23 protein-coding genes and 1 pseudogene are annotated in these 25,987 nt (G+C 72.0%); 15 read left to right on the top strand and 9 right to left on the bottom strand.

Annotated elements, in window-relative coordinates; genetic code table 11:
• Positions 1–6: 6 nt before the first annotated feature.
• From V4Y04_RS28540 to V4Y04_RS28500, 9 genes are read left to right on the top strand one after another with little or no spacing between them, the layout of a single operon-like run.
• Positions 7–1,527: a right-handed parallel beta-helix repeat-containing protein gene (locus V4Y04_RS28540; protein WP_332431227.1), complete on the top strand. Its 1,521-nt coding sequence runs from the start codon at positions 7–9 to the stop codon at positions 1,525–1,527.
• Position 1,528: 1 nt separating this feature from the next.
• Positions 1,529–2,800, top strand: a complete 1,272-nt coding sequence (locus V4Y04_RS28535; protein WP_332431226.1) for an O-antigen ligase domain-containing protein — start codon at positions 1,529–1,531, stop codon at positions 2,798–2,800.
• Between the two features lie 2 nt (positions 2,801–2,802).
• Complete coding sequence (locus tag V4Y04_RS28530) at positions 2,803–4,077, top strand: glycosyltransferase (protein ID WP_332431225.1); 1,275 nt, start codon at positions 2,803–2,805, stop codon at positions 4,075–4,077.
• The gene (locus tag V4Y04_RS28525; protein WP_332431224.1) at positions 4,074–5,324 is read left to right on the top strand and encodes a class I SAM-dependent methyltransferase; all 1,251 of its coding nucleotides are present in this window, start codon (positions 4,074–4,076) and stop codon (positions 5,322–5,324) included. Before V4Y04_RS28530 ends, V4Y04_RS28525 begins: the two co-directional genes overlap by 4 nt.
• Entirely contained in the window at positions 5,321–6,127 is an 807-nt protein-coding gene (locus V4Y04_RS28520) for a glucose-1-phosphate cytidylyltransferase (RefSeq protein ID WP_332431223.1), read from the top strand. Before V4Y04_RS28525 ends, V4Y04_RS28520 begins: the two co-directional genes overlap by 4 nt.
• Positions 6,124–6,771: a PIG-L deacetylase family protein gene (locus tag V4Y04_RS28515; protein WP_332431222.1), complete on the top strand. Its 648-nt coding sequence runs from the start codon at positions 6,124–6,126 to the stop codon at positions 6,769–6,771. The genes V4Y04_RS28520 and V4Y04_RS28515 overlap by 4 nt, the downstream gene beginning before the upstream one ends.
• Before the next feature lie 3 nt (positions 6,772–6,774).
• On the top strand, positions 6,775–7,800 hold the full coding sequence (locus V4Y04_RS28510) for an NAD-dependent epimerase/dehydratase family protein (protein WP_332431221.1): 1,026 nt from the start codon (positions 6,775–6,777) through the stop codon (positions 7,798–7,800).
• A gap of 53 nt (positions 7,801–7,853) precedes the next feature.
• A complete protein-coding gene (locus tag V4Y04_RS28505; protein ID WP_332431220.1) occupies positions 7,854–9,173 on the top strand; it encodes a DUF4910 domain-containing protein in 1,320 nt (439 codons plus the stop codon).
• A gap of 5 nt (positions 9,174–9,178) precedes the next feature.
• The gene (locus V4Y04_RS28500; protein WP_332431219.1) at positions 9,179–10,465 is read left to right on the top strand and encodes a hypothetical protein; all 1,287 of its coding nucleotides are present in this window, start codon (positions 9,179–9,181) and stop codon (positions 10,463–10,465) included.
• A gap of 30 nt (positions 10,466–10,495) precedes the next feature.
• On the opposite strand, the gene V4Y04_RS28495 is transcribed toward V4Y04_RS28500, so the two are convergent.
• Positions 10,496–11,689, bottom strand: a complete 1,194-nt coding sequence (locus V4Y04_RS28495; protein WP_332431218.1) for an RNA-guided endonuclease InsQ/TnpB family protein — start codon at positions 11,687–11,689, stop codon at positions 10,496–10,498.
• 154 nt (positions 11,690–11,843) lie between these two features.
• On the opposite strand from V4Y04_RS28495, the gene V4Y04_RS28490 reads away from it, so the two are divergent.
• The 4 genes from V4Y04_RS28490 to V4Y04_RS28475 are packed head-to-tail and all read left to right on the top strand — an operon-like array spanning position 11,844 to position 15,925.
• Entirely contained in the window at positions 11,844–12,791 is a 948-nt protein-coding gene (locus tag V4Y04_RS28490; RefSeq protein WP_332431217.1) for a glycosyltransferase family 2 protein, read from the top strand.
• Positions 12,788–14,005 (top strand): polysaccharide pyruvyl transferase family protein, encoded by a 1,218-nt coding sequence (locus V4Y04_RS28485; protein ID WP_332431216.1) that lies wholly within the window; start codon positions 12,788–12,790, stop codon positions 14,003–14,005. The genes V4Y04_RS28490 and V4Y04_RS28485 overlap by 4 nt, the downstream gene beginning before the upstream one ends.
• The gene (gene rfbC, locus V4Y04_RS28480; protein WP_332431215.1) at positions 14,002–14,553 is read left to right on the top strand and encodes a dTDP-4-dehydrorhamnose 3,5-epimerase; all 552 of its coding nucleotides are present in this window, start codon (positions 14,002–14,004) and stop codon (positions 14,551–14,553) included. Before V4Y04_RS28485 ends, rfbC begins: the two co-directional genes overlap by 4 nt.
• Before the next feature lie 7 nt (positions 14,554–14,560).
• Positions 14,561–15,925 carry a glutamate-1-semialdehyde 2,1-aminomutase gene (locus tag V4Y04_RS28475; protein ID WP_332431214.1) on the top strand — a complete coding sequence of 455 codons (1,365 nt, stop codon included), beginning with the start codon at positions 14,561–14,563 and terminating at the stop codon, positions 15,923–15,925.
• Positions 15,926–15,942: 17 nt separating this feature from the next.
• Here V4Y04_RS28475 and V4Y04_RS28470 read toward each other — a convergent pair whose 3' ends face one another.
• The 3 genes from V4Y04_RS28470 to V4Y04_RS28460 form a co-directional block, all read right to left on the bottom strand.
• Positions 15,943–16,623: a phosphatase PAP2 family protein gene (locus V4Y04_RS28470; protein WP_332431213.1), complete on the bottom strand. Its 681-nt coding sequence runs from the start codon at positions 16,621–16,623 to the stop codon at positions 15,943–15,945.
• A 379-nt stretch (positions 16,624–17,002) separates the two neighbouring features.
• On the bottom strand, positions 17,003–18,394 hold the full coding sequence (pntB, locus tag V4Y04_RS28465; protein ID WP_332431212.1) for a Re/Si-specific NAD(P)(+) transhydrogenase subunit beta: 1,392 nt from the start codon (positions 18,392–18,394) through the stop codon (positions 17,003–17,005).
• Between the two features lie 7 nt (positions 18,395–18,401).
• Positions 18,402–19,949: a Re/Si-specific NAD(P)(+) transhydrogenase subunit alpha gene (locus tag V4Y04_RS28460; protein WP_332431211.1), complete on the bottom strand. Its 1,548-nt coding sequence runs from the start codon at positions 19,947–19,949 to the stop codon at positions 18,402–18,404.
• Between the two features lie 429 nt (positions 19,950–20,378).
• On the opposite strand from V4Y04_RS28460, the pseudogene V4Y04_RS28455 reads away from it, so the two are divergent.
• Together V4Y04_RS28455 and V4Y04_RS28450 are read left to right on the top strand one after the other, a co-directional pair.
• Positions 20,379–21,063: pseudogene (locus V4Y04_RS28455) on the top strand (SDR family NAD(P)-dependent oxidoreductase).
• Between the two features lie 6 nt (positions 21,064–21,069).
• Positions 21,070–21,228, top strand: coding sequence for a hypothetical protein (locus tag V4Y04_RS28450; protein WP_332431210.1), 159 nt, complete (start codon positions 21,070–21,072; stop codon positions 21,226–21,228).
• Between the two features lie 331 nt (positions 21,229–21,559).
• On the opposite strand, the gene V4Y04_RS28445 is transcribed toward V4Y04_RS28450, so the two are convergent.
• The 5 genes from V4Y04_RS28445 to V4Y04_RS28425 form a co-directional block, all read right to left on the bottom strand.
• Positions 21,560–22,156, bottom strand: a complete 597-nt coding sequence (locus tag V4Y04_RS28445) for an anthrone oxygenase family protein (protein WP_332431209.1) — start codon at positions 22,154–22,156, stop codon at positions 21,560–21,562.
• Positions 22,157–22,306: 150 nt separating this feature from the next.
• The gene (locus V4Y04_RS28440) at positions 22,307–23,209 is read right to left on the bottom strand and encodes an alpha/beta hydrolase (protein ID WP_332431208.1); all 903 of its coding nucleotides are present in this window, start codon (positions 23,207–23,209) and stop codon (positions 22,307–22,309) included.
• Entirely contained in the window at positions 23,206–24,027 is an 822-nt protein-coding gene (locus V4Y04_RS28435) for an indole-3-glycerol-phosphate synthase (protein WP_332431206.1), read from the bottom strand. Before V4Y04_RS28435 ends, V4Y04_RS28440 begins: the two co-directional genes overlap by 4 nt.
• Complete coding sequence (locus tag V4Y04_RS28430; protein ID WP_332431205.1) at positions 24,024–24,833, bottom strand: N-(5'-phosphoribosyl)anthranilate isomerase; 810 nt, start codon at positions 24,831–24,833, stop codon at positions 24,024–24,026. Before V4Y04_RS28430 ends, V4Y04_RS28435 begins: the two co-directional genes overlap by 4 nt.
• Positions 24,830–25,975 (bottom strand): acyl-CoA dehydrogenase family protein, encoded by a 1,146-nt coding sequence (locus tag V4Y04_RS28425; RefSeq protein WP_332431204.1) that lies wholly within the window; start codon positions 25,973–25,975, stop codon positions 24,830–24,832. The genes V4Y04_RS28430 and V4Y04_RS28425 overlap by 4 nt, the downstream gene beginning before the upstream one ends.
• Positions 25,976–25,987: the final 12 nt, after the last annotated feature.

Here is a 25,987-nt window from a genome sequence, read left to right as displayed (position 1 = left end):
GGGTACGTGGGAAGCACGTGGCGGCGCCGGGCGTTACCGGCGGCACCGCTGGCGCTGGTCCTGCTGGCGGCGACCGGCTGCGAGGGCACGCCGGACGCGCGGCCGGAGCCGACCGCATCGCCGTCCGCGTCCGTGGCCCGGGTGTGCGCCGAGCCCGAGGCCGGGCCGGCGAAGGCGCCGGCGGGTGCGGTGACGGTCGACCCCGCGGTGACCGGTGACCTGGCCGCGAAGACCAAGAGCAGTCCCCCGAAGACCACGTTCTGGCTCCGGCCGGGCACGCACACACTCGAACCGGACCGCTACGCCCAGGTCGTCCCCAAGGAGGGCAACCACTACCTCGGCGCGCCGGGCGCGGTGCTCGACGGCCGGAAGACCAACCAGTACGCGTTCGGCGGCACCGCCCGCGACGTCACCGTCCGCCATCTGACCGTGCAGGGTTTCGTCGCGCCGCACGACGAGGGCGTGGTCAACCACGACTCGGCCGACGGGTGGGTGATCGAGCACGCGACGGTCCAGAACAACTCCGGCGCCGGGCTGATGGCCGGTGCCCGCCAGCAGGTCCGCGCCAACTGCCTGCGCGACAACGGCCAGTACGGCATGAACGCGTACAAGGCCGGCGGCCGTATCACCGGCCTTGTGGTCGAGGGCAACGAGATCACGGGCAACAACACCGGCGACTGGGAGCGGCGGCGGCCGGGCTGCGGCTGCACCGGAGGCATCAAGTTCTGGGCCGTCGACGGCGCCGACGTACGCGGCAACTGGGTGCACGACAACCGCGGGACCGGGTTGTGGGCGGACACCAACAACAACGACTTCCGCGTCGAGGGCAACCTGCTGGAGGCCAACGACGGTGCCGCGCTGATCTACGAGACCAGCTACAACGCGGTCATCCGCGAGAACACGATCCGGCGGAACAACTGGGTCGAGGGCCGCAGGTACGCCGACCGCGGCGACACCTTCCCGTTCGCGACCGTCTACCTGTCCGAGTCCGGCGGCGAACCACGGGTCCGGGCCCGCACGGACAGGATCGAGATCAACGGGAACGTGCTGGAGAACAACTGGTCCGGGATCACCCTGTGGGAGAACGCCGACCGGTTCTGCAACAGTCCGGCCAACACCTCGTCCGGTGACTGCACGTTGCTGGTGGAGGACACCGGCCGCTGCGCGCGGCCGGCGATCGCCACCGCACCGCTCTACGCCGACTGCCGGTGGAAGACCCAGCGGGTGGACATCCACGACAACCGCTTCGTGCTGGACAAGTCCGTCGTCGACTGCACGGTGAAGTGCGACCGCATGGCGATGCTGGCCAACTACGGCACCTACCCGGACTGGTCGCCGTACCAGGGCGAGCGGGTGGCCGAGGCGATCACCCTCGGGCAGCACAACCGCTGGCACGACAACGTCTACGTCGGACCATGGAAGTTCGTCGCCCACGACCCGAGCCGGGTGCTCGACCCCGGGCAGTGGCAGGGGGCGCCGTACCGGCAGGACGCGGGCAGCACCTTCCGCACACGGGACGGTGGTTGAGATGGACCGCACGGACCGCACGGACCGCACGCCGAAGATCGTCGGGACGGCCTGGGGGCTGCTGGTCCTCAACACGCTCGGCTCCACCGGGGCGAAGACCATCGTCCCGCTGCCCCGCTCCCTCATCCAGACGGTCACCATGGGCGCGCTGGTCGCCGCGTTCGCGCTGGCGCTCGCGGTCAATCCCCGGCTGCGCATCCGGCCGAGCGCCTTCCTGTTCCTCCTCACCCTGCTGCTGGTGCCGAGCGTGCTCTCCAGCGCGAGCCTGGAGTCCGGGTTCGGCGCGCTGTTCCGCTGCGCCCGGCTGGCTCTCTTCGTCGGCACGCTGTGGCTGCTCAGCCGCTGGTGGGACGGCGGCCCGACGTTCGTCCGGCACCACATCCGGATGTACTTCCTGGTGCTCTGCTCGGTGGCCGCCGGCCTGGTCGTCTCGCCGGGCGCCGCCCTGCCCGAGCTCTACGGGGGGCGGCTGGTCGGCGCGTTGTGGCCGCTCACCCCGCCGCAGATCGGACAGTACGCCGCGGTGATCACCGGGCTCGCCGTGCTGCTCGTCCTGGGCCGCCGCACCGACCGGCGCGGCGCGGCGCTGGTCGTCGTGCCGGCCCTGGTCCTGCTGGCGCTGACCCATACCCGTACGGCCACGCTCGGCCTGATCGCCGGGCTGACGGTGGCGATCGGCTCGCTCGTCCTGACCAGTGCCGCCGCCCGCCGGTTCTTCACCTGGGCGGTGCTGTGCGCCGCCGTGGCCGCGGTGGGGTTCGGCTCCGCGCTGCAGGCGTGGTTCCTGCGCGGACAGAGCCAGGAGAACTTCGCCAGTCTCACCGGCCGGGCCAAGGTCTGGGACGCCCTGCTGGCAGCGCCCCGGACGACCTCGGAGCACCTGTTCGGCGCGGGCCTGGGCGACAAGTCGTTCGGCGGTCTGCCGATCGACAACAGCTGGCTGGCCGTCTACCACGAGCAGGGGACGACCGGCGTCGCCCTGGTGGCGGCGATGATCATCGTGCTGGGCGGTGTCGCGTTGCTGCGGCCGCCGTCGCTGTCGAGGGCCTGCGCGCTCTTCCTGATCAGCTATTGCGCGATCGCGTCGTACACCGAGGCCGGGCTGGGCGACGCCTCGCCGTATCTGCTGCATCTGGCCGTGGCCGCCTCACTGCTGGCGGCACCCGCTGCCGCCACCGCCCTCCCGACGCCTGCCGCCGCCACCGCCCTCCCGGCGCCCGGCGTCCCACGACGGCGCGTCCCGCGATGGGCCCGGACATCGGAGGTGACCTGAGCATGCGTGTCCTCGTGGTGCACAACCGCTACCGCTCGGAGCAGCCGAGCGGCGAGAACATGGTCGTCGACCGGGAGGTGGCGCTGCTGCGCGGGGCCGGCCACCGGGTCGGGGTGTTCGAGCGGCGCAGCGACGACATCACCGGCCGGTCCCTGCTCGGCAAGGCCGCGCTGCCGCTGCTGGTGCCGTGGAACCCGGCGGTCCGCAGGGAGCTCGCCGCCCGGCTGCGCGGCGAGCGGCCGGACGTGGTGCACGTCCACAACGTCTTCCCGCTGCTGTCGCCTGCGGTGCTGGCCGCCTGCGCCGACGCCGGGGTGCCCGCCGTCGCCACGCTGCACAACTACACGCAGGTCTGCCCGCCCGGCACGCTGCAGCGGGACGGCCGGCCGTGCACCGAGTGCGTCGGGGGCACGCCGCTGCCCGCCGTCCGGCACGGCTGCTACCGGGACTCCCGGCCGGCGACGGTGCCGCTCGCGGTCAGCCTGTCGGTCAACCGGCGGCGGTGGTGGTCCGGCGTGGAGCGGTTCTTCTGCATCTCCGCGGCACAGCGCGACGTCCTGGTGGGGGCCGGCATGCCGGCCGGACGGCTGGCGGTGAAGCACAACTTCGTGCCCGACCCCGAGGTCCGCCGGACGGGCGACGGCGAGCATCTGCTCTATCTCGGCCGGCTCGCGGAGGCCAAGGGGGTACGGCTGCTGATGGCCGCGTGGGACGAGATCGCCGCCGGCGGCGGTGTGGGCGTGCCGCTCGTGGTCGCCGGCGCGGGGCCACTGGAGCGGGAGGTGGCCGCCTGGGCGGCGGGCCGGGACGACGTGCGGTACGTCGGCCTGTACGACCCGGCTCAGTGCCGGCAGGCCGTGGCGCGGTCGGTCGCCGTGGTGGCTCCCTCCACGTGGCTGGAGGCGTTCGGCCTGGTGGTCGTGGAGGCGATGGCGGCGGGGGTCCCGGCCGTCGCCGCCGGTCACGGCGCCTTCACCGAACTCGTCGAGGACGGCAGGACCGGGCTGCTGCACCGGCCGAACGACGCCGCCTCGCTCGCCTCCCGCCTGCGCCGGATCACGGTCGAGCGGGCACACAACCGGGAGATGGGCCGGGCGGCCCGGCACCGTTACGAACAGGGTTTCAGCCCGGCCGTCGGGCTGGAGCGCCTGGTGGAGGGGTACCGCACCGCGATCGCGGGTCGGTCCGGCGGCGGGGACCGCCCGCCGCCGGCAGGGGACGGAAACACTGGCTCGCGGCGGGGGCACCCGCCCGAGCGGGATGGGGGCAGTACATGACACGATGCCGACTCTGCGGCTCGGCGGCGCTCACGAGCGTCGTCGATCTCGGAGCGACCCCGCCGTGCGAGAGTTTTCTCGCCGCGGACCAACTGGACCGACCGGAACCGGCGTACCCGCTGCATCTGCGGGTGTGCACCGACTGCTGGCTCGCGCAGATCCCTCCGCTGATCACGCCGGAGGAGACGTTCACGCAGTACGCGTACTTCTCCTCCTACTCGACGTCCTGGGTGGAGCACGCGCGCACGTTCGTCGCCGACGCCGCGGCGCGGCTGGACCTCGGCACCGACTCCTTCGTGGTCGAGGTCGCGAGCAACGACGGGTACCTGCTGAGGCATGTGGTGGACCGCGGGATCCGCTGCCTCGGCATCGAGCCCTCGGTGAACGTCGGCGCCACGGCGCGGGACGCGGGGGTACCCACGCACACGGCCTTCCTCGACCCGGACACGGGCTCGGCCGTCCGCGCCGAACACGGCCCGGCGGACCTGGTCGTGGCCAACAACGTGTACGCGCACATCCCCGACGTGGTCGGCTTCACCCGGGGGCTGCGCGCCCTGGTCGCCGACGACGGCTGGGTCTCCGTCGAGGTGCAGCACCTGCTGACCCTGATCGAGGAGAACCAGTACGACACGATCTACCACGAGCACTTCCAGTACTACACGGTCGCGTCCGCGATCCGGGCGCTGGCGAGCGGCGGACTCACGCTGGTGGACGTCGAGTCGCTGCCCACGCACGGCGGCTCCGTCCGGCTGTGGGCCCGGCCCACCGAGGTGGCCGGCGAGCCGTCCCGGCAGGTGGCCGATGTACTGGACCGGGAGAAGGCCGCCGGGCTCCAGGAGCTGTCCGGATACACCGAGTTCTCCGCCCGGGTGGCCAAGGTACGCCGGGACCTGCTGCGGTTCCTCATCGAGGCGGCCGAGCGCGGCGAGACGGTCGTCGGCTACGGAGCACCGGGCAAGGGCAACACCCTGCTCAACCACTGCGGCATCCGGCCCGACCTGCTCCCGTACACGGTCGACCGCAACCCCTACAAGCACGGCCGGTTCACCCCGGGCACCCGCATCCCGATCCTGCCGCCCGAGCAGATCGACGCCGACCGGCCGGACTACGTCCTCGTCCTCCCGTGGAACCTGCGGGCCGAGCTGACCGAGCAGCTGTCCTTCGTGCACGACTGGGGCGGCCGGCTGGTCTTCCCCATACCGGAACTGAGCATTGTCGAGGTCGAGCGAGTCGAGGTCGAGCGATGAAGGTCGTACTGTTCTGCGGCGGCTACGGGCTGCGGATGCGCAACGGCACCTCCGACGACGTGCCCAAGCCGATGGCGATGGTCGGCCCGCGGCCGCTGATCTGGCACGTCATGCGCTACTACGCGTACTACGGGCACACGGAGTTCATCCTGTGCCTCGGGTACGGGGCACACCACATCAAGGACTTCTTCCTCAACTACGAGGAGACCACGTCCAACGACTTCGTCCTGCGGGGCGGGCGGACCGAGCTGCTGACCACCGACATCGCGGACTGGACGATCACCTTCGCGCAGACCGGCATCGAGTCACCGATCGGGGAGCGGCTGCGCCGGGTGCGGCACCACCTGGACGGGGACGAGATGTTCCTCGCCAACTACGCCGACGTGCTCACCGACGCCCCGCTGCCGGAGATGATCGACCGGTTCGCCCGGCGCGACGCCGGTGCGTCGATGATGGTGGTGCCGCCGCAGTCGTCGTTCCACTGCGTGGACCTGGGCGAGGACGGCCTGGTGGGGGGCATCACCCCGGTGAGTGAACTGCCGCTGTGGGAGAACGGCGGCTACTTCGTGCTCCGCCAGGAGGTCTTCGACCACATCCCGGAGGGCGGGGACCTGGTCGCCGACGGGTGTGCCCGACTGGCCAAGCGGGGGCGGCTGGCGGCGCACCGGCACCGCGGTTTCTGGAAGCCGACCGACACCGTGAAGGAGCGGGCCGCGCTCGACGACGCCTACGCCCGGGGCGACCGCCCGTGGGCGGTGTGGGAGCGGGACGGTGCGGGAGCGGGCGCCGGGGTGAGGGCGTGATCCGGCTCGGCGCCGGGCGCCTGGAGCGGCTCGTCGCGGTGGGCGCGCACTGCGACGACATCGCCATCGGCGCCGGCGGCACGCTGCTGACGCTGTGCCTCGCGCGGCCGGGCGTCCGCGTCGACGCGCTGGTGCTCTCCGGCGGTGGCGGCGAGCGGGAGCAGGAGGAGCGGGCCGCGCTCGCCGCCTTCTGCCCGGGTGCCGACCTGCGGCTGACCGTGCTCAAGCTGCCGGACGGCCGGATGCCGGCGCACTGGGAGGAGGCCAAGGCCGCGGTCGAGGAACTACGGACGCGGACCGAGCCGGATCTCGTCCTGGCCCCGCGCACCGAGGACGCGCACCAGGACCACCGCGGCCTGGCGAAGCTGATGACCACCGCGTTCCGCGACCACCTCGTGCTCGGCTACGAGATCGTCAAATGGGACGGTGATCTCGGCCGTCCGGTGGCGTACCAGCCGCTGTCGCCGGACACCGCCGAACGGAAGGTGCGGCTGCTGCAGGAGCACTACCCCTCGCAGCGGCACCGGCCCTGGTACGACCGGGAGGCCTTCCTCGGGCTGGCCCGGATCCGCGGCATCGAATGCCACGCGCGCTACGCCGAGGCGTTCGCCGTCACCAAACTCACTCTCGACCTGGGGGATTGAACCTTGCGCGTACTGCTGACCGGACATCAGGGCTACCTGGGCACCGTGATGGCCCCGGTCCTCGCCGCCGCCGGACACGAGGTCGTCGGCCTGGACGCCGGCCTGTTCGCCGACTGCGTGCTGGGGCCGGCGCCCGCGGACCCTCCGGGGCACCGGGTGGACCTGCGCGACGTCACGGCCGAACACGTGGCCGGGGTGGACGCCGTGATCCATCTGGCCGCCCTGTCCAACGACCCGCTGGGATCGCTGGCGCCGGAACTCACCTACGACATCAACCACCACGCGTCCGTGCGCCTCGCCGAGCTGGCCCGTGACGCCGGGGTCCGGCGGTTCCTGTACGCGTCGACCTGCTCGGTCTACGGCGCCGCCGGCGGAGACGAACTGGTGGGCGAGGACGCCCCGCTGCGCCCGGTGACGCCGTACGCGGAGTCCAAGGTGCGGGTGGAGGACGACCTGCACGCGCTGTCCGACGGCGACTTCAGCCCGGTGTACCTGCGCAACGCCACCGCCTTCGGACACTCCCCCCGGCTGCGCGCCGACATCGTGCTGAACAACCTGGTGGGCCACGCGCTCCTGTCCGGCGAGGTGCTCGTGCTCTCCGACGGCACCCCCTGGCGCCCGCTGGTGCACGCCGCCGACATCGCGCGGGCCTTCGCGGCCGCGCTGACCGCGCCGCGGGAGGCGGTGCACGACCGGGCGTTCAACATCGGCAGCGAGGTCAACAACGTCACGGTCGCCGAGATCGCCGAACAGGTCGCCGAGGCGGTGTCCGGCTCCAAGGTGGTGATCACCGGGGAGACCGGTGCCGATCCGCGGTCGTACCGGGTGGACTTCTCCCGGTTCCGCGCCGCGATACCCGGCTTCGACTGCGAGTGGACGGTGAAGCGGGGCGCGCTCGAACTCGCCGACGCCTACCGCGAACACGAGCTGACCCGGGAGGACTTCGAGCGACGCTTCACCCGTCTCGCCGTGCTGCGCGCGGCCTCCGACACCGGCGCCGTCGACGACACCCTGCGGTGGCGACGGTGACCGGGTCCGGGTCCGGGTCCGGAGCCGGAGCCGGAGCCGGAGCCGGAGAGGAGATGTACGCACTGGTGGAGCGGCTGTACCCGCTGTGCCGGAGCATCACCGGCGACGGTGTGCGCGCCACCCTGGACATCGTCGGCGAGTACGTTCCGCTGCGGGTGCACGAGGTGCCGACCGGTACCCAGGTGCTCGACTGGACGGTGCCGCAGGAGTGGAACATCCGGGACGCCTACATCGCCGACGCCGCCGGCCACCGGGTCGTCGACTTCAACGCGTCCAGCCTGCACGTGCTCGGCTACAGCGTGCCGGTGTCGGCGACCATGCCGCTGGCCGAGCTGCGCCCGCATCTGCACACCCTGCCGGACCACCCGGCCTGGGTGCCGTACCGCACCAGCTACTACACGCCGGAATGGGGTTTCTGCCTGGCCCAGGAGACCCTGGACGCGCTGCCGGACGGCGAGTACGAGGTGCGGATCGACTCCACACTCGCCGACGGCCACCTCACCTACGCCGAGCACGTGATCCCCGGGCAGGTCCCCGACGAGGTGATCGTCTCCTGCCACGTCTGCCACCCGTCGCTGGCCAACGACAACCTGGCCGGCATCGCGGTGGCGGTCTTCCTGGCCCGGGCGCTGGCGGAGCGACAGCCGTACTACACCTACCGGTTCATCTTCGCGCCCGGCACCATCGGGGCGATCACCTGGCTGGCCCGCAACGCGGAGCGGGTGAACGGGGTATCCCCTGCTCCGGGGGCACCTCCCGGCCGAAGGCCGGGGGAGGAGCCGAGAGCTGGGGGAAGGGTCAAGCACGGCCTGGTGCTGGCCTGCGCCGGCGACCCGGGCCGGCTGACGTACAAGCAGAGCAGGCGCGGCGACGCGGAGATCGACCGGGTGCTGCGGCATGTGCTGGCAGCCTCCGAACGCCCGCACCACATCGCCGAGTTCACTCCCTACGGCTACGACGAGCGGCAGTACTGCTCGCCCGGGTTCGATCTCGGCGTGGGCTCGCTCAGCCGGACCCCGTACGCCGGGTACCCCGAGTACCACACCTCGGCGGACAACCTGGACTTCGTCTCCCCGGAGGCGATGGCGGACACCCTCGCGGTCTGCCGCGAGGCGTTCGACGTCCTCGACCGCAACCGGCGGTACGTCAACCTCAGCCCCTACGGCGAGCCTCAGTTGGGCCGCCGTGGGCTGTACGACTCACTCGGCGGCCGCAGCGACGCGAAGCAGGCCCAGATGGCCATGCTCTGGGTGCTCAGCCTCTCCGACGGCGAGCACGCTCTGCTGGACGTCGCCGAGCGGTCCGGGCTGCCGTTCGACACCGTCGCCGCCGCGGCCGGCGCCCTGCACGGCGCCGGGCTGCTCAAGGCGTGACGCCGATGCCCACCGAGGGGGAGACGAGGGCACCGGCCGGATCCGCCCGGCGGGCCGTCGCCGGGCGGCTGTCCTGGGGACTGGCCGACCAGGCGGCCTCCAGCGTGTCCAACTTCGTGGTGGGCGTCTACGTGGCCCGCTCCCTGGGGGTGACCGCGTTCGGCGTGTTCAGCCTGGCCTGGGTGACCTACGGCGTGGTGCTCAACGTCTCCCGCGGACTGGCCACCGACCCGCTCGTGGTGCGCTTCAGCGGAGTGCCGGACGCCTCCTGGCGCGGCGCGGTGGCCCGGTCGTCGGGTACCACGCTCGGCGTCGGGACCGCCCTCGGCGCGGCGTCCGTGGTGGCCGGCCTCGCTCTCGGCGGCAGCCTGGGGTCCGCGTTCGCCTGCCTCGGCGTCATGCTGCCGGGGCTGCTGCTGCAGGACGCGTGGCGGTTCGCGTTCTTCGCCGCCGGTACCGGGCGGAAGGCGTTCGTCAACGACGTCGTGTGGGGCGTCGCGCTCGTCCCTGCCCTGGTGGTGGCCGCCCGCGTGGGCAGTGTGTCCGCCTTCGTGCTCGCCTGGGGCGGATCCGCCGCGGTGGCCGCGGTGTACGGCTGTTTCCAGTCCGGTATCCGGCCCCGGCTGTCCGGTGCGCGCGAGTGGATCCGCGCGCACCGAGACCTCGGCTACCGCTACCTGGTCGAGAACGTCAGCAACAGCGGCGCGAGTCAGCTGCGGGCGTACGGGCTCGGCGCGATCGTCGGGGTCGGCGCGGTGGGGGTGATCCGGGGCGCCGAGTTGCTGCTCGGGCCGTTCCTCGCGCTGCTGATGGGGCTTTCGCTGGTCACCGTCGCGGAGGCGGCGCGGATGCTGCGGCAGGCCCCGCACCGCCTCGGCGCGTTCTGCCTCCTGCTCGGCGGCGGGCAGGCCGTCGCCGCACTGCTCTGGGGCGGGGCCCTCCTGCTGGTGCCGGACCGGCTCGGCGAACTCGTACTCGGCGGCGTCTGGAGCGCTGCCGCGGAGCTCGTCGTGCCCGTCACGCTCGGCGTCGCGGGCGCGGGGCTCGGCACCGGCGCGGCGGCCGGGCTGCGCGCGCTCGGCGCGGCCCGGCGCAGCCTGCGCGGCCAGCTGATCGCCTCCGCCTGTTACGTCACCGGCGGGCTCGGCGGCGCGGTCGTGGCCGGCACCGCCGGCTCGGCCTGGGGCGTCGCCGCCGCGACCGTCTGCAGTTCGGCCGTGTGGTGGCTGCACCTGCGTTCCGCCCTGCACGAGCACCACCAGAACCCCCTCCCCGAAGTGAGGACCACTTGACTTCCTCCCCCTCCTGAAGGAGGGGGATTCCTACGGCTCGCGCCGTGGGGTTTCCTGCTTCACTGCCGACTGCCCGCCCGGAGTTCTCCGTTGAGGTCTTACACCGGCTCCACAGGCCGACACCGTCAGTCCGACGGCCAGAAGGTTCTGCGCTGCATTCACGTCCCGGTCATGGGTCGCGCCGCAGTCACAGGTCCAGGTGCGGACCTGCAGCGGCAGCCTGTCCTGCAGGGCGCCGCAGTGGGAACACAGCCTGGAGGAGGGAAAGAAGCGGTCCACGGCCACGACGTCCCGCCCGTACCAGGCGGCCTTGTACTCCAGCATGCTCCGGAACTCCGACCACGCGGCATCACTGATGGCGCGGGCCAGGTTCCGGTTCCTGACCATGTTGCGCACGGCCAGGTCCTCGATCACGAGCGTTTGGTTCTCACGCACAAATCGAGTGGTCAGCTTGTGCAGCACATCACGCCTGCGGTCAGCGATGCGGGCATGGATGCGGGCGACCTTGCGCCGGGCCTTCTCACGGTTCGCCGAGCCCTTCGCTTTCCGCGACAGCTCCCGCTGGGCCCTGGCCAGACGGGCGCGGTCGCGGCGCTCATGCCGGGGATTGGTGATCTTCTCCCCGGTCGAGAGGGTCAGCAGGTGGTCCAGACCCACGTCGATACCGACCGCCGTATCGGTGGCGGGAAGCGGCCGGACGGTGGAATCCTCGCACAACAGGGACACGAACCAGCGCCCGGCCGCGTCCTGCGAGACGGTCGCCGTGGACGGCTGCGCTCCCTCCGGCAGCGGCCGGGACCACACGATGTCCAGCGGTTCCGTCATCTTCGCCAGCGTCAGCCGCCCGTTTCGGTAGCGGAACCCGCTGGTGGTGTACTCGGCGGACTTCCGGGACTTCTTCTTCGACTTGAAGCGCGGATACTTCGCCCGCTTGCCGAAGAAGCCGGCGAACGCCATCTGCAGGTGGCGCAGGCACTGCTGGAGCGGGACCGAGGAGACCTCGTTCAGGTAGGCGAGTTCCTCGGTCTTCTTCCAGGCCGTCAGCAACGCCGACGTCTGGTTGTAGTTGACCCGCTCCTGCCGCGCCCACGCCTCGGTGCGGGCCGCCAGCGCCAGGTTGTAGACCTTCCGCACGCATCCGAACGTGCGCGACAGTTCGGCCGCCTGCGCATCGGTCGGATGGAAGCGGTACTTGAACGCCCGCTTCACGCACGCTGTGGTCATGCTCACAAACTAGCGGGACTGTCTGTGAGTATCAAATCTGCCGGTCAGGGCACGGTTTTCCGCCTTGACGGCGGAACCCCGCTCGATGTCCTGCTCCACAGGAGTTTCGTTTCCTCCCCCTCCTGAAGGCGGGAGTTTCCACGAAAGGACTCAGATGACCGCCCGACCCAGGCTGAGCATCGGCCTGCCCGTGTACAACGGCGAGGAGTACCTCGCCGAGGCGTTCGACGCCCTGCTCGGCCAGACCTACGAGGACTTCGAGCTGGTCGTCTCCGACAACGCCTCGACCGACGGCACCCAGGACATCTGCCGCCGGTACGCCGCGCGGGACTCGCGCATCCGGTACCTCCGGCTGCCCCGGAACATCGGCGCCGCGCCGAACCACAACCACGTGTTCACCGAGTGCCGCGGCGAACTGTTCAAGTGGGCCTCGCACGACGACCTGTACGCCCGGGACCTGCTCCGGCGCTGCGTCGAGGCGCTGGACGAGCGGCCGGACGTGATCCTCGCGCACAGCGGCCAGGCCGTCATCGACGGCGACGGCAAGGTGAAGGTCCCCTACGCGTACGGGCTCGCCACCGACTCCCCGCACGCGCCGGAACGCTTCCGCAGCCTGCTGTTCGAGCCCGGCGGCGACGACTTCTACGGGGTGATGCGGGCCGACGTGCTGCGCCGGGTGAAGCCGCACGACAGCTACCACCACGCGGACCGCGTGTTCGTCGCCGAGATCACCCTGCACGGCCCCTTCCACCAGGTTCCGGAGCTGCTGTACTTCCGCCGCGACCACCCCACCCGCGCCGAGCGGGCGAACCCGGGCAAGCGGTCCCGGTGCGTCAACCTGGACCCGCGCCGGGCGGGCCCGCTGCACCCGACGCCCCGGCTGCTCGCCGAGTACGTCTGGGGCTTCGTCTCGGCGATCCGGCGGGCACCGCTGTCCCCGGCCGACCGACGCGCGTGCTACCGCCACCTGGCCGCGTGGATGACCTCCCGGGTCCGGCCGGGCGCCGGCGAGCGGGTCGAGGACCGCGCCCCGGTCGACCCGGACCGGCTCACCGTCTCCGTCGACGCGCTGGTCGCCGGCCGTGAGGGGCGGCAGGCGTGACCGCGGTGCGCGTCGGGGTGTTCGGCCTGCTCGGCTCGGGCAACCTCGGCAACGACGGGTCGCTGGAGGCCGTGCTCGGGTACCTGCGCGCCGCGCACCCGGAGGCCGTCGTGGACGCGCTGTGCGGCGGACCCGAGGTCGTCACGGCCCGGTACGGGATCCCCGCGACGCGGCTGCACCGGTACCGCGGGGAGTACCGGACCGCGTCGCGCGCGGGCGCGATCGCGGGGAAAGGTCTGGGCAAACTCGTCGACGTCTTCCGCACCGCCGCCTGGGTGCGCCGGCACGACGTGGTGATCGTGCCGGGCATGGGCGTCCTGGAGGCCACGCTGCCGCTGCGCCCGTGGGGCTTCCCGTACTCGCTGTTCCTCCTCTGCGCGAGCGGCAGGCTGCTGCGCACCAAGGTCGCGCTGGTCGGCGTCGGCGCCGCCCCGATCGGCAGCCGGCCGACCCGGACCCTGGTGCGCTGGTCGGCCCGGCTGGCCGCCCACCGGTCGTACCGGGACGCCCTGTCCCGCGACGCGCTGCGGTCGATGGGCGTGGACACCGCACGTGACGAGGTCCACCCCGACCTCGCGTTCGCCCTGCCGGCACCGCCGGCGAACACACCCTCGGGCCCGCCGGGCCCGGTCTGCGTCGGCGTCATGGACTTCCACGGCGGCGACGACGACCGCGACCGGTCCGAGGAGATCCACCGGCGCTACCTGGACGGGACGACCCGCTTCGTCCGCGCGCTGGTCGAGGACGGCAGACCGGTCCGGCTGCTCACCGGTGACGCGTGCGATACGCCGGTGGCAGAGGCGATCCTCGACGCGGTGGACTCGCCGCTGGTCACCGCCGCCGAAGCCGCCTCACTGGCCGACCTGATGAAGGAGACGGCGGCGGCCGACACCGTGGTGGCGACCCGGTACCACAACCTGGTCTGCGCGCTGAAGACCGGCACACCGACCCTCGCCCTCAGCTACGCGGCGAAGAGCGACGCGCTGATGGCCGGCATGGGCCTGGACGCGTACTGCCACCCGGCCCGCGAGATCGACGCCGACCGGCTGCTCGAACAGTTCCGGTCGCTGGAGAAGCGGTCGGCCGAGCTGCGGCAGATCCTGACCGAGCGGAACCGGGCCATCACCGCGCAACTCGACCGCCAGTTCACCGCCTTGACGGCGGCCCTGTTTCCGGCAACCGACCCCGCCCACACCGTACGGGAGACCCCTTGAAAGCGACCGAAGTCCCGGCGATCGCCGGCGCGTACCTGTTCGAGCCGACGCCGTACGCCGACGAACGCGGCTTCTTCTGCCGCACCTTCGACGCCGACGTGGTCCGCTCGGTGGGCCTCGACCCGGACGCCTTCGTCCAGGACAGCCTGTCCCGCTCGGTCAGGGGCGTGCTGCGCGGACTGCACCTGCGCTCCGGCGCCGGCGAGGCGAAACTGGTGCGGTGCTCGTACGGGAGGATCTACGACGTCGTCGTGGACCTGCGGCCGGACTCACCGACCTACCTGGGCCGGGCCTCCTTCGAACTGTCCGGCGAGACGCAGGCGACCCTGTACATCCCGGCGGGATGCGCGCACGGCTTCCAGGCGCTGACGGACACCGCCGACACCTCGTACCGGATCGACCGCCCGCACGATCCGGCCGAGGACGTGACGATCGCCTTCGACGACCCGGAGCTCGCCATCCCCTGGCCGCTGCCGGTCACCTCGATGTCCCAGCGGGACCGGGAAGCGCCGAGCCTCGCCGAGGTCCTGAAGAACAGGGAGAGCTGAGGCCGCCGTGGACACCGAAGAGTTCGAACTGCCCCGCTCACGCGCGGCGAACGAGCGGCTGCACGCCCTGATCCCCGGGGGCGCGCACACCTACGCCAAGGGCGACGACCAGTACCCCGAGAACCTGGCCCCGGTCATCAGCCACGGCCGCGGCGCCCACGTGTGGGACGTCGACGGCAACCGCTACGTCGAGTACGGCTCCGGCCTGCGGTCGGTCAGCCTCGGCCACGCCCACCCGCGCGTGCTCGAGGCGGTGCGGCGCGAACTGGACCGGGGCAGCAACTTCGTCCGTCCGTCCCTGGTGGAGGCCGAGGCCGCGGAACGCTTCCTGGCCACCGTGCCGACCGCCGAGATGGTGAAGTTCGCGAAGAACGGCTCCGACGCCACCACCGCCGCGGTGCGCCTGGCCCGCGCCGCCACCGGCCGCCCCCGGGTGGCCCTCTGCGCCGACCACCCCTTCTTCTCCGTCGACGACTGGTTCATCGGCACCACGCCGATGTCCGCCGGTGTTCCGGCGGCGACCACCGAACTCACCGTGGCGTTCCCCTACGGGGACCTGGCCGCCACGGAGGAGCTCCTCACCCGCCACCGGGACGAGGTCGCCTGCCTGATCCTGGAACCCGCCACCCACACCGAGCCTTCCCCGGGCTCTCAACTTCGTTCGAGCAGGGGAGACCCCACTCCCGGGTACCTGGCCGGCCTGCGCGAACTGGCCGACCGGCACGGCTGCGTACTGATCTTCGACGAGATGATCACCGGCTTCCGCTGGTCCGAGGCGGGCGCCCAGGGTCTGTACGGCGTCGTCCCCGACCTCTCCACGTTCGGCAAGGCGCTGGGCAACGGATTCGCCGTCTCGGCGCTGGCCGGGCGCCGCGCGTTGATGGAGCGGGGCGGGCTGCGCCACTCCCGGGAGCGGGTGTTCCTCCTGTCCACCACGCACGGTGCGGAGACGCACTCCCTGGCGGCCGCGATGGCCGTGCAGACCACCTACGCCGAAGAGGGCGTCACCGCGCGACTGCACACCCTCGGCGAGCGACTGGCCGCCGGGGTCCGCGACGCCGCGGCCGCCATGGGCGTCGGCGACCACGTCGTCGTCCGGGGCCGGGCCAGCAACCTGGTCTTCGCCACCCTCGACGAGAACCGGCAGCCGTCTCAGGAGTACCGCACCCTGTTCCTGCGCCGGCTCCTCGCAGGCGGGGTGCTGGCCCCGTCGTTCGTGGTGAGCGCCGCGCTCACCGACGCCGACATCGACCACACCGTCGACGTGGTGGCCCAGGCATGTGCGGTGTACCGGAAGGCGCTGGACGCCGGTGACCCCACCCCGTGGCTGGGCGGACGACCGGTGAAGCCGGCGTTCCGCCGCCTGGCGTGACGTGACGTGACGTGACGTCAGAAGTGTTTCCGCCGCCCCGCGTCGACCAGCCACGCGGTCGTCGGTACCACCGCCAGCGCGGTGCACCAGCCGCCGAGGACGTCGGTCGGATAGTGCGCGCCCAGGACGACCTGCGCCCAGCCCATGGCGCCGCCGGCGGCCAGCGCCGCGGCGAGCACGAGTGACGTGCCGGCCGTCCTGCCCAGGCCGAGCCGGCCGGTCACGAGCAGCGCCACCACGAGGGCGAACGCGGTGAGGAAGGCGGTGTGCCCGCTCGGGTAGGACAGGTTGGCGTCACCGTGGATGGTGCGCCCCACCAGCGGCTTGAGCAGCTTCGTGGTCCCCACGGCCAGACCGGTCCCGACCACGACGAGCACCGCCGCGCGAGGCCACCGAACCAGCAGACAGCCCGTCACGGCGGCCCCGACCAGCACCGCCGCTCCCACGGGCTCCCCCAGGAAGTCCGTGGTCAGAGCGACGTGCCGCCACGGCGGCCCCACCCCGTCCACCGCGATCCACGCGTCCGCCCCACCGGGCTCGCTGCCGCCGGCGTACACCACCCCGAGCACGACGACCACCAGCGCGGCGAGAACCGCGACCGGCCCGAGCCACACACGCGACGACGGGGGCAGCACCGCGCGCGTCGGCCGACCGGCCGTACACCCACCGCGGGTGGGCCGGGTCAGTTCTTCCACCATGGGTCCATCATCGCCGCCGCGCAGGGTGGAGCCGCGCCGTCGGAAGAACACACGTACGGTGACGGGTTCTTGGGGGGCGACGGGGTGACCAGTGGCGCCATATGCCCAATCCTTTGGCGATTCCTGCCGTTTCACCACAGTCGACGCGCGTACGCGGCGTCAGCGTGCGCGCGCATTCCGTAGACGGTATGCGTCACTGGGCGTGCCGATGGAGCCGGTCAGGGGCGGTACGGCGTGGCAGATGTGCGGGAGGTGGCCGACGGTGGCCTACGGGAACACGGACGGCAGGCCGGCCGCTGACCCGATGAGGTACGGGGAGAACCCTCAGTGTGCTGGTGCGGTCCCACCACCGCACCAGCAGCACACTGCCGCCTCTCTCTCAGGCCGGCATCCGCGACAGCGCACCCACTATCTCGTCGACGCGGGTCTTGGCATCACCGAAGAGCATCTGGGAGTTCTCCCGGAAGAAGAGCGGGTTCTGCACGCCGGCGTAGCCGGCGGCCATCGACCGCTTGAAGACCACGACGTTCTTGGTCTCCCACACCCGCAGCACCGGCATCCCCGCGATCGGCGAGTCCGGGTCCTCGGCCGCCGACGGGTTGACGGTGTCGTTGGCGCCGATGACCAGCACGACGTCCGTGTCGGCGAGTTCGTCGTTGATCTCGTCCATCTCCAGGACGATGTCGTACGGCACCTTCGCCTCGGCCAGCAGGACGTTCATGTGTCCGGGCAGACGCCCGGCGACCGGGTGGATGGCGAAGCGCACCTCGACACCCTTCTCGCGCAGCAGCCGGGCCATCTCCGCGACCGGGTACTGCGCCTGCGCCACCGCCATGCCGTAACCGGGGGTGATGACGACGGACGAGGCCGACAGGAGAAGTTCGGCGGTGTCCGCCGCGGAGATCTCACGGTGCTCGCCGTAGTCCCGGTCACCCGACGGACCGGCCTCCAGCCCGAAGCCACCCGCGATGACAGAGATGAAGGAGCGGTTCATCGCCTTGCACATGATGTAGGAGAGGTACGCACCGGAGGAACCGACCAGCGCGCCCGTGACGATCAGGAGGTCGTTGCCCAGCAGGAATCCCGAAGCGGCGGCCGCCCAGCCGGAGTAACTGTTGAGCATGGAGACGACCACGGGCATGTCGCCGCCGCCGATGGAGGCGACCAGGTGCCAGCCGAGCACCAGCGCCAGCGCGGTGACCGCTGTCAGCAGCCCGAGTGACGGCGTGACGACGTAGAGCGCCGTGAGGATCACGAAGCCGGCCAGAGCCCCGACGTTGATGACGTTCTTGCCCGGCAGCATCAGCGGTGCGGACCTCATCCGCGCCGAGAGCTTCAGGAAGGCGACGACGGAGCCGGTGAAGGTGACCGCGCCGATGAAGACGCTGATGAAGACTTCGGCGTGATGGATGCCGTCGGCGTGCGAGCCCGCCTCGAGGTGACCGTTCCAGCCGATCAGCACCGCGGCGAGACCGACGAAGGAGTGCAGCAGCGCGATGAGTTCCGGCATGCCGGTCATCTGCACCCTCCTCGCGCACCAGAGTCCGACGACCGCGCCGACCGCGACCGCGGACCCGAGGACGATGACGGAGGTGAGTGAACCGACGTCGGTGACCCGCAGGATCGTGGCCGCGAGCGCGAGCGTCATGCCCGCGACGCCGTAGCCCCAGCCCTGGGACGCGGTGTCGTGCCGGGAGAGCCCGGCGAGCGCCAGGATGAACAGGAGGGCGGCGACCAGGTACGCCGCGCTGGAGATCGAGAGGACGTCCATGGTCACCTCACGCTTTCCGGAACATCGAGAGCATGCGGCGGGTGACGGCGAAGCCTCCGAAGATGTTGATCGAGGCGAGCAGCGTGGCGACGCCGGCCAGCACCAGCACCACGTTGTCGGTGCCCGTCAGCTGAAGCAGCGCACCCACCACGACGATTCCCGAGATGGCGTTGGTGACCGACATCAGCGGCGTGTGCAGCGCGTGGTGCACGTGCCCGATCACGTAGAAGCCGACCACGGTCGCCAGTGTCAGCACGGTGAAGTGCTGCGTGATGTCCGAGGGGGCGAAGGCGTTGAGCAGGAACAGCGCCAGCGATCCGGTGCCGACGAGTGCCGTCTTGGCGGTCGCGGAGAGCTTCTTCTCCGCCCTTGGCACCTTCTCTCCCGTCTTCCCCGGCTCCTTCGCCGCAGTGGCCGCGGCGGGGACCGCGGCCACCTGCACCGGGGGCGGGGGCCAGAGCACGTCGCCTTGGTGGACCACGGTCAGCCCGCGCTGCACGGCATCCTCGAGATCGACGGCGATCCGCCCGTCCTTGGCGGGAGTGATCAGCTTCATCAGGTTGACCAGGTTGGTGCCGTACAGCTGTGACGACTGCGCCGGCAGACGCGCGGGCAGGTCGGTGTAGCCGATGATCGTCACACCGTTGTCGGTCGTGACGACCCTGTCCTTGACCGATCCCTCGACGTTCCCGCCCTGGGCGGCCGCCATGTCGACGATGACGCTCCCGGGCTTCATGGAAGCGACATCGGCGGCCGTGATCAGTCTCGGCGCCGGCCGCCCCGGGATCAGCGCCGTGGTGATGATGATGTCCACGTCCGCGGCCTGCTCGGAGTAGATCTCGGCGGCCCGTCGGTCGTACGCCCCGGAGGTCGCCCTCGCGTACCCGTCGGTCGACTGCTCGACCTCGATGTCCACCGGCAGGTACGCGCCGCCGAGCGACTTCACCTGGTCGGCGACCTCGGGCCGTGGATCGGTGGCACGGACGACGGCGCCCAGGGAGGCGGCCGCGCCGATCGCCGCCAGACCCGCCACGCCGACACCGGCGACGAGCACCTTGGCCGGCGGCACCTTGCCCGCCGCGGTCACCTGACCGGTGAAGAACCGGCCGAAGTGGTGCGCCGCCTCGATCACCGCACGGTACCCCGCGATGTTGGCCTGGCTGGAGAGAATGTCCAGCGACTGGGCTCGGGAGATGCGCGGAACCGCGTCCATCGCGAGGGCGTCGACCTTGCACGCGGCCAACGCCGTGAGCAGGTCGCCGTTGGCCGCCGGCGCGAGCGGGGCGACCAGTGTCGCGCCCTCCTTGAGCCGCTCCACTTCCGGGAGTTCGGGGGCGTTCACCCGAAAGACCAGGTCGGCACGCCACGCCTCCTCCGCAGTGCCGATCGCGGCACCGGCCTGGGTGTACGCCTCGTCGGTGATGCTCGAGCCCGCCCCCGCCCCGGTCTCGATCACCACGTCGTAGCCCAGTCCGGTCAGTTGTCTGACGGTCGCGGGTGTGGCCGCGACCCGGGTCTCCCCGGGTCTGGTCTCCCGGGTCACTCCAATGAGCATGCTCGGCTCTTTCGTCTCGTGGTCACCCGTAGGGGCCTGCGTGGACGCGATGGCCCGAAGTGCCTCGGCCACTCGTACCGAGAACGGCCCCGGCTCCGAACTCCGCGGTGACGCCCGGCGGTCCGCTCGCAACCGTGGGAGTACGGTAGATCCGCTTCTCGCCGCCGTCGACGTGGTAAGGGCATGTACCGCGTCACAGTGCGCCGATCGCCCCGGTCGGTGAAGGTGGGCACGGTCTTCTCCGGCCTCCGGTACGGCTGGCCCGGCAGTCGAAGACCCCCAGCCTCAGATCGATCACCGCACGGCCGCGCAACGGCTTCGTTCCGGACAGCAGTTCGCGCATGACGCTCATCGCGGACCCACACAGGATCATCCGCGCGCCGGGGCCGTCCTCTGCCGGCCCTTCGAACCACCCCCGCTCCGGAAGGTTTGCCCACCCTGTCCATCTGGCTCATCACCGGCCGCTCGACCGGTCTCGGCCGTGCTCTCGCACAGGCCGTACTCGAAAGTGGCCACAATGCCGTGATCACCACCCGGGACACGGCCCGCGTCCAAGATCTCGCCGACGCCCACTCCGCCACCGCGCTCGCCCTTCCCCTCGACGTGACCGACCGAGCAGATCGCCGAAGCGGTCAAGCGGGCCGAGGAACACTTCGGCGCGATCGACGTGCTGGTCGACAACGCCGGCTACGGATACCGCGCCGCTGTCGGGGAAGGCCGCGGAGCAGACGTACGGCAACTGTTCGCCACCCACTCCTTCGGCGCCGTCGACATGATCAAAGCCGCACTCCCCGGCATGCGTGCCCGGCGCAGTGGCGTCATCGCCGGCGTCTCCTCGGTCGCCACCCGCGTCAACGCACCCGGCTCCGGCTACTGCTCCGCCACCAAGGCGGCACTGGAAGCGGTGTCCGCCTCACCGCGCAACAAGGTCACCCCGCTGGGCATCACGGCCATGGCCAAGGAGCCCGGAGCCTTCCGGACCGACTTCGCGAGGCGCTCACTCCAGCAGTCACCGGACGTGATCGCCGACGGCACCGAGACCGCCGGCAAGCGCCGCAAGGAGAACGACACTGCCGACGGCACCCAGCCGGGTGCCCCGGTGACGCGGTGGTGATCGGCCATGGCGCAGCCGACGACCTCGCAGGGTGACCAGGTCCAGCCGGCACGCGAGGCAGAGCCGGCCGTCGGCAGGAAGGCGCTGTCACCGACCAGCTTCGACGCGGACGCGTTCTCGGTGGCGCTGGGCGGCCGGACGGCGCTGGTGGAGACAGGCACCTGACCGTCCCGTAAATTCCCGGACGGCGTACTCGGCGTACCCCCTCACCCCGCACGAACGCGGGTGAGAGGCGCGCCGATGCGTGTGCGGGCACGGGGCATTCACTCCACGGCCGTACGCGAACGCAAAGCACGGGGTGGAACGGGAATGGGTTCTCAAGGAATTCGCCCTCGCGAAAAATCCCGAGCTTTCGGTCGAATGAATTCCCGGGGTACGGCAAGCGGCTCTTCGCCCCGCCCCTTCACCGCATCGTGCGACGCGCGGATTTCCCCGATTCCGGTCCCGGACCCGGAGGTCGGGCGGGGACCGGACCGTCGCGCCGGGCGGAGGCAGGTCACACGGGCGGGAAGGGTACGGCCGCGGTCGCGCGGCCGTACCGGAGCACGGCTGAACACAGCGCCCCGAGGCTCAGCACACACAGCACGGTCCGGACGACGTTCACCGGCACCCACACCGACTTGAAGTCCTCGATCACCGCCGAGAGGTCCTTGGCGGTGGCCGTGCTCCCGAGCGCCGCCAGCTCCGCGTTGAGCGGGAGGCTGACCGTGACGGTGATCACGAGTACCACCAGGTAGCAGACGGCCGCGACGACCAGTGGCACGGCGACCGTGAGCCGTTTCTTCCGGAAGGCCAGGATCGCGGAAGCGACCGTGAGACCCAGCGCGGCGAGGAAAACCATGCCGAACAGCGCGCTGCCGTCGATCACCGCGTTGAAGCGCTGCATGGCCGCCGCGTACGTGCGGTCGTCCAGCTCCGCGAGGCCCGGCATGACGGAGATGTCGTAGGAGAAGAACAGCCCGGCCATCAAGCCGGTGCAGAGGACGGAGGCCACCAGGAGCGGCCCGGTGAAACGGTCGCGGCCAGGCGGCGCGGCCGGCCGGAAGGGAGGTGCCGCCCAGGGTGAGGGGCTGGGCGGAGGGTGATGGCTCACATTGCCGTCCTGTCGATCGGGTGGTCTCTCCCGGCTGCTGACGGACGGTGCGCGAGCGAGAGCGCACCGTCCGCACTACTCGAAGGACCATCCCAGCAGGCGGAGGGATGCGCGGTCCATGCTTCACACGCTCGGACGCATACGCGGTCGTCACCGGACGGGGGTCGGCACGGTCGTCAGGCACTCCTCCAGGAACGCCAGCGCGCACAAGTGGTAGCGGGGGGCGGCCAGTCCGAGACTGAGGTTGTGGCCCGCCTCAGGAACGCGTTCGGCCACGGGCCGACGTGTCCTGGTGAAGCAGGCGGCCACGGCCGCCAGTTCGTCGCGGTCGAGGCACCACCAGCCCTCGTACTCCCCGAAGGTGAGCCGCACGGGGCAGCGCACCCGGGCCGCGACGCCCGGGAAGCGTGCGGGCCAGAGGGCCGTATCGGCCTCCTCGGCGGCCGGGACGTCGCGGAGCAGGACGCGGCTGGCGCGGAAGGTACCGCCCGGATAGAGCCGCAGCGGGCCCCAGTTGAGTCGGCCCGCGCCGCCCCCCAAGGTGTCGGGGAAGTGGGCGGCTGCCGGAGAGTAGTGCCAGCCGCAGCCGTTGAGGTCGAGTCCGAGCAGGCGCTCGGCCGGGGCCTCGCCCCACGACTCGCCCGCCAGGTACAGGGCGGTCTTGCCGCCGTCGGAATGACCGAGGAGGAAGAACCCGGCCCCGACCGGGTGGAGTTCGGCGTAGTCGGCGAGCGCCTGGCGCAGCAGGCGGGCCTGGTCGGCCAGGGGGAGCCCGAGCGGGAGTGACGAGCGGGAGAGGCCGTAGCCGGGCCGCTCGACCGCGAGGACGGTGTGGCCGAGGGAGGAGGCGAGGGCGAGCAGGGAGGTGTGCGGGGCGACCGGTCCGGCGAAGTAGCCCGGGGACATCGCCCGGCCATGGATCGCGACGAGTACGGACCGGGGGCTGCCGGTGGCGGAGGCGGCCTGCCAAGCACCGAGCCGGTGGCGGCCGCGTCCCAGCACGATCCGCTCCACGCCGCCGGTGGTGACGGTCTCCATGGGTGCGGCGCTCACACGGGCGCTCCTTCCGCCTCGGCGACGGGACCGGCCGGAAGCGGCGGCTCGGCGGGGGTCGCGGGCGCCGAGGAGGATACGGAGGCGGTCGTCGGAACCGGAATCGCCCCCGGCACGACGGCCCCGGCGCGGCAGGCGTCGAACTCACGCAGCCACTCCTCCACGCTGGGCGCGCGAAGGAGCGCCGTCCCGACGAGCAGGGCGGCGTACCCCTCCGCCAGCAGCCCGGCAGCGACCTTTGGACCGCCCACCGCGCTTGCGCTGACCGGGCAGAGGGTGCCCGCGGCCCGTACGGCGGGCAGCAGGGACCGGCTGCGGTCCAGGTCTCCCGCGTCGCGTTCCTTGGCCGCGATGTCCTTGTTGTTGACCGCGATGACGCAGCGGTGCGGGTCGGGCAGACCGGCCGCCTCCTCGGCGCGGGTGATCTCGACGAAGGGGGTGAGGCCGTACTCCTGGCACTCCCGGGAGAGGCCCTCCAGAGACTCGCGCGGCAGCAGTGCAGCCGTCAGCAGCACCGCCGAGGCACCCGCCGAGGCTGCGGCAGCGATCTGGTCGCGGCGGGTGACGAAGTCCTTGAGCAACACGGGGACGCGGACCCGGGAGGTGACCTCCGTCAGCATGGCGGCCGATCCGCCGAACCACCGGCCGGTCACGACGGAGACGCACGGGGCACCGGACCGCTCGTAGGCTGCGGCCAGGTCGCCGGGGGCGCGGCCCCGCAGCAGGTTGCCGCCGTGCGCGTCGCGGGCTTTCACCTCCATGATCAGGGGGCGCTCGGCGCCGAGGAGCGCGGAGATGAAGGGCAGGGGCTGGGTCATGTCAGGTTCCCTCGCGGGGTGATGGATGCGGGAGGGGCGTCCGTACGGGACCGGGCGCTCTGACCGGCCCCTGCGTGAATCCCCGGCGGGCTTCCCGATCCTGTGTCCGCCCCCGTCCAGGCGCGGTCCAGGCTGGTGACCCGGTCGGCACTCAGCAGGCCGTCGTCGCCCCGGGCGGCACTGTCCACGTCCACACCCCGGAAGCCGGGGTGCGCCCCGAGGGCCGGGCCGCGCGCCGCGTCGGCCTCGGTAATGCCCCCGGCGAGCAGGAAGGACAGCCCGAGGGCGGGCAGCAGCGGCTCCAGCACCTCGGGGGGGAGATGGTGGCCGGTGCTGCCGACCCCGCCGCCCGGGGTCGCGGCGTCCACGAGGAACAGGTCGGTGCCCGCCCGCGCGTAGGCCCCGAAGAAAGGGCGTTCGGCGCAACTCCCGTCGACGACGTGCACGGCTTTGACGAGGACCGCGTCCGGCAACGCGGCGCGCAGGGCGGCGACGGCCCGGGGCGGCTGGTAGGCGTGGAGCTGGATCCAGCGGATGCGGGCGGCCCGGGCCGCCCGCGCGAGCCGGTCGGCGTCATGCAGGAAGGTGACGAGGACGGGTTCGGCCCGGCCCCCGGCGCGGACGGCGTCAGCCAGCTCGGGCAGGGCGGCGGGCAGGTCGTGGGCGCCGCCCTCGACGCCGTACCAGAGGCCGACCAGATCGGCCCGCGCGGCGACAGCGGTGGCCTCCTCGACGCGGGTCGCCCCGCACACCTTCAGCAGCGGCCGGTGCCCCGGCGGCAGGCCGGACCGGTGCGGTGCGCTCATCCCCCGAGCCCCAGGGTCGAGGCGATCCGGTTGTACTGGATGTCGTTGGTGCCGGAGTAGAGGGTGCCGGCGACGGCGGCGCGCAGGTCCTTCTCCAGGCCGGCCTCGGAGAGGTAGCCCGCGCCGCCGAAGACGCGGATCGCCGAGAGGCTGGTGGACAGGGCGGCCTCGCTGGCGAGGATCTTGGTGATGGCGAGGTCGGCGGTGACGTCCTCCCCCGCCGTGAGCCGCTCGGCGGTGTCGTACAGCCACTTCGCGGCGGTCTCGGTGCGGATCTTCATGTCGACCACTCGGTGCGAGACCGCCTGGTAGTCACCGATGGGGTGGCCGAAGGCGCGGCGTTCGCGCGCGTAGGCGACGGCGCGCCCCAGCCGGTGGCGCATCTCGCCCAGGCCGACGGTGAAGCCGAAGAGGATCTCGCGCTTCATCACGTGGTCGAGGACGAGGAGCCCGCCGCCTGCCCGGCCGAGGACGCGGTCGGCCGGGATCCGGCAGCCGTCGAGGTGCAGGGTGGACAACGGGGCGGTCCGAAGGCCCATCTTGGCGGTCGGCTCGCCCACGAAGAGGCCGGGCGTACCGCGTTCGACGAGGAAGGCGGTGGTCCCGAGCGGACCGCCGTCGGGGTGGGTACGGGCGTAGACGACGAAGACGTCGGCGATCGGACCGTTGCTGACGAACGCCTTGCCGCCGGTGAGCACGTAGTCCGCGCCGTCCCGCTCGGCCCGGGTGGTCATCGCCATCGCGTCCGAGCCGCTGTCGGGTTCGGTGATGGCGTGGGCGCCGATCAGCTCCCCGGAGCAGATTCCCGGCAGGAAGCGCTCCCGCTGGGAGTCCGTTCCGAAGGCGTCGAGCGGCACCCCGGTGCTGGCCATCGAGGTCGTCACGCAGAAGTTGAGGCCGGTCTCCCGGCAGGTCTCGCCCAGGGTCTCCAGGACGTGGAGGGTGGTGACGAGGGACTGGCCGGCGCCGCCCCACCGCTCGGGGAAGGGCAGCCCCAGCACCCCGCTCCCACTCACCAGCCGCCAGCGGGCCGGGTCGAAGGCGGACCGCGCGTCCGCCTCGACGTGTCCTTCGCTGAGGGCCTTGCCCCACTGGGCCATGCCTGCGCTCAGCGCCTGCTGATCTTCGTTGCGGTGCCTCACTGCGGAGCCTTC

The organism is Streptomyces sp. P9-A2, assembly GCF_036634175.1.
Classification (GTDB): Bacteria; Actinomycetota; Actinomycetes; order Streptomycetales; family Streptomycetaceae; genus Streptomyces; species Streptomyces pratens.
Note: the sequence above shows the minus strand (reverse complement) of the source record. Positions and strands in the feature narration are given on the sequence as shown.

What these genes read in the sequence shown, in the direction of transcription:
- V4Y04_RS28535 (WP_332431226.1), top strand. Translation starts at nt 1,529, where the DNA reads ATGGACCGCACGGACCGCACGGACCGCACGCCGAAGATCGTCGGGACG.
- V4Y04_RS28530 (WP_332431225.1), top strand. Translation starts at nt 2,803, where the DNA reads ATGCGTGTCCTCGTGGTGCACAACCGCTACCGCTCGGAGCAGCCGAGC.
- V4Y04_RS28525 (WP_332431224.1), top strand. Translation starts at nt 4,074, where the DNA reads ATGACACGATGCCGACTCTGCGGCTCGGCGGCGCTCACGAGCGTCGTC.
- V4Y04_RS28520 (WP_332431223.1), top strand. Translation starts at nt 5,321, where the DNA reads ATGAAGGTCGTACTGTTCTGCGGCGGCTACGGGCTGCGGATGCGCAAC.
- V4Y04_RS28505 (WP_332431220.1), top strand. Translation starts at nt 7,854, where the DNA reads ATGTACGCACTGGTGGAGCGGCTGTACCCGCTGTGCCGGAGCATCACC.
- V4Y04_RS28500 (WP_332431219.1), top strand. Translation starts at nt 9,179, where the DNA reads ATGCCCACCGAGGGGGAGACGAGGGCACCGGCCGGATCCGCCCGGCGG.
- V4Y04_RS28495 (WP_332431218.1), bottom strand. Translation starts at nt 11,689, where the DNA reads ATGACCACAGCGTGCGTGAAGCGGGCGTTCAAGTACCGCTTCCATCCG.
- V4Y04_RS28490 (WP_332431217.1), top strand. Translation starts at nt 11,844, where the DNA reads ATGACCGCCCGACCCAGGCTGAGCATCGGCCTGCCCGTGTACAACGGC.
- V4Y04_RS28470 (WP_332431213.1), bottom strand. Translation starts at nt 16,623, where the DNA reads ATGGTGGAAGAACTGACCCGGCCCACCCGCGGTGGGTGTACGGCCGGT.
- pntB (WP_332431212.1), bottom strand. Translation starts at nt 18,394, where the DNA reads ATGGACGTCCTCTCGATCTCCAGCGCGGCGTACCTGGTCGCCGCCCTC.
- V4Y04_RS28460 (WP_332431211.1), bottom strand. Translation starts at nt 19,949, where the DNA reads ATGCTCATTGGAGTGACCCGGGAGACCAGACCCGGGGAGACCCGGGTC.
- V4Y04_RS28450 (WP_332431210.1), top strand. Translation starts at nt 21,070, where the DNA reads ATGGCGCAGCCGACGACCTCGCAGGGTGACCAGGTCCAGCCGGCACGC.
- V4Y04_RS28435 (WP_332431206.1), bottom strand. Translation starts at nt 24,027, where the DNA reads ATGACCCAGCCCCTGCCCTTCATCTCCGCGCTCCTCGGCGCCGAGCGC.
- V4Y04_RS28430 (WP_332431205.1), bottom strand. Translation starts at nt 24,833, where the DNA reads ATGAGCGCACCGCACCGGTCCGGCCTGCCGCCGGGGCACCGGCCGCTG.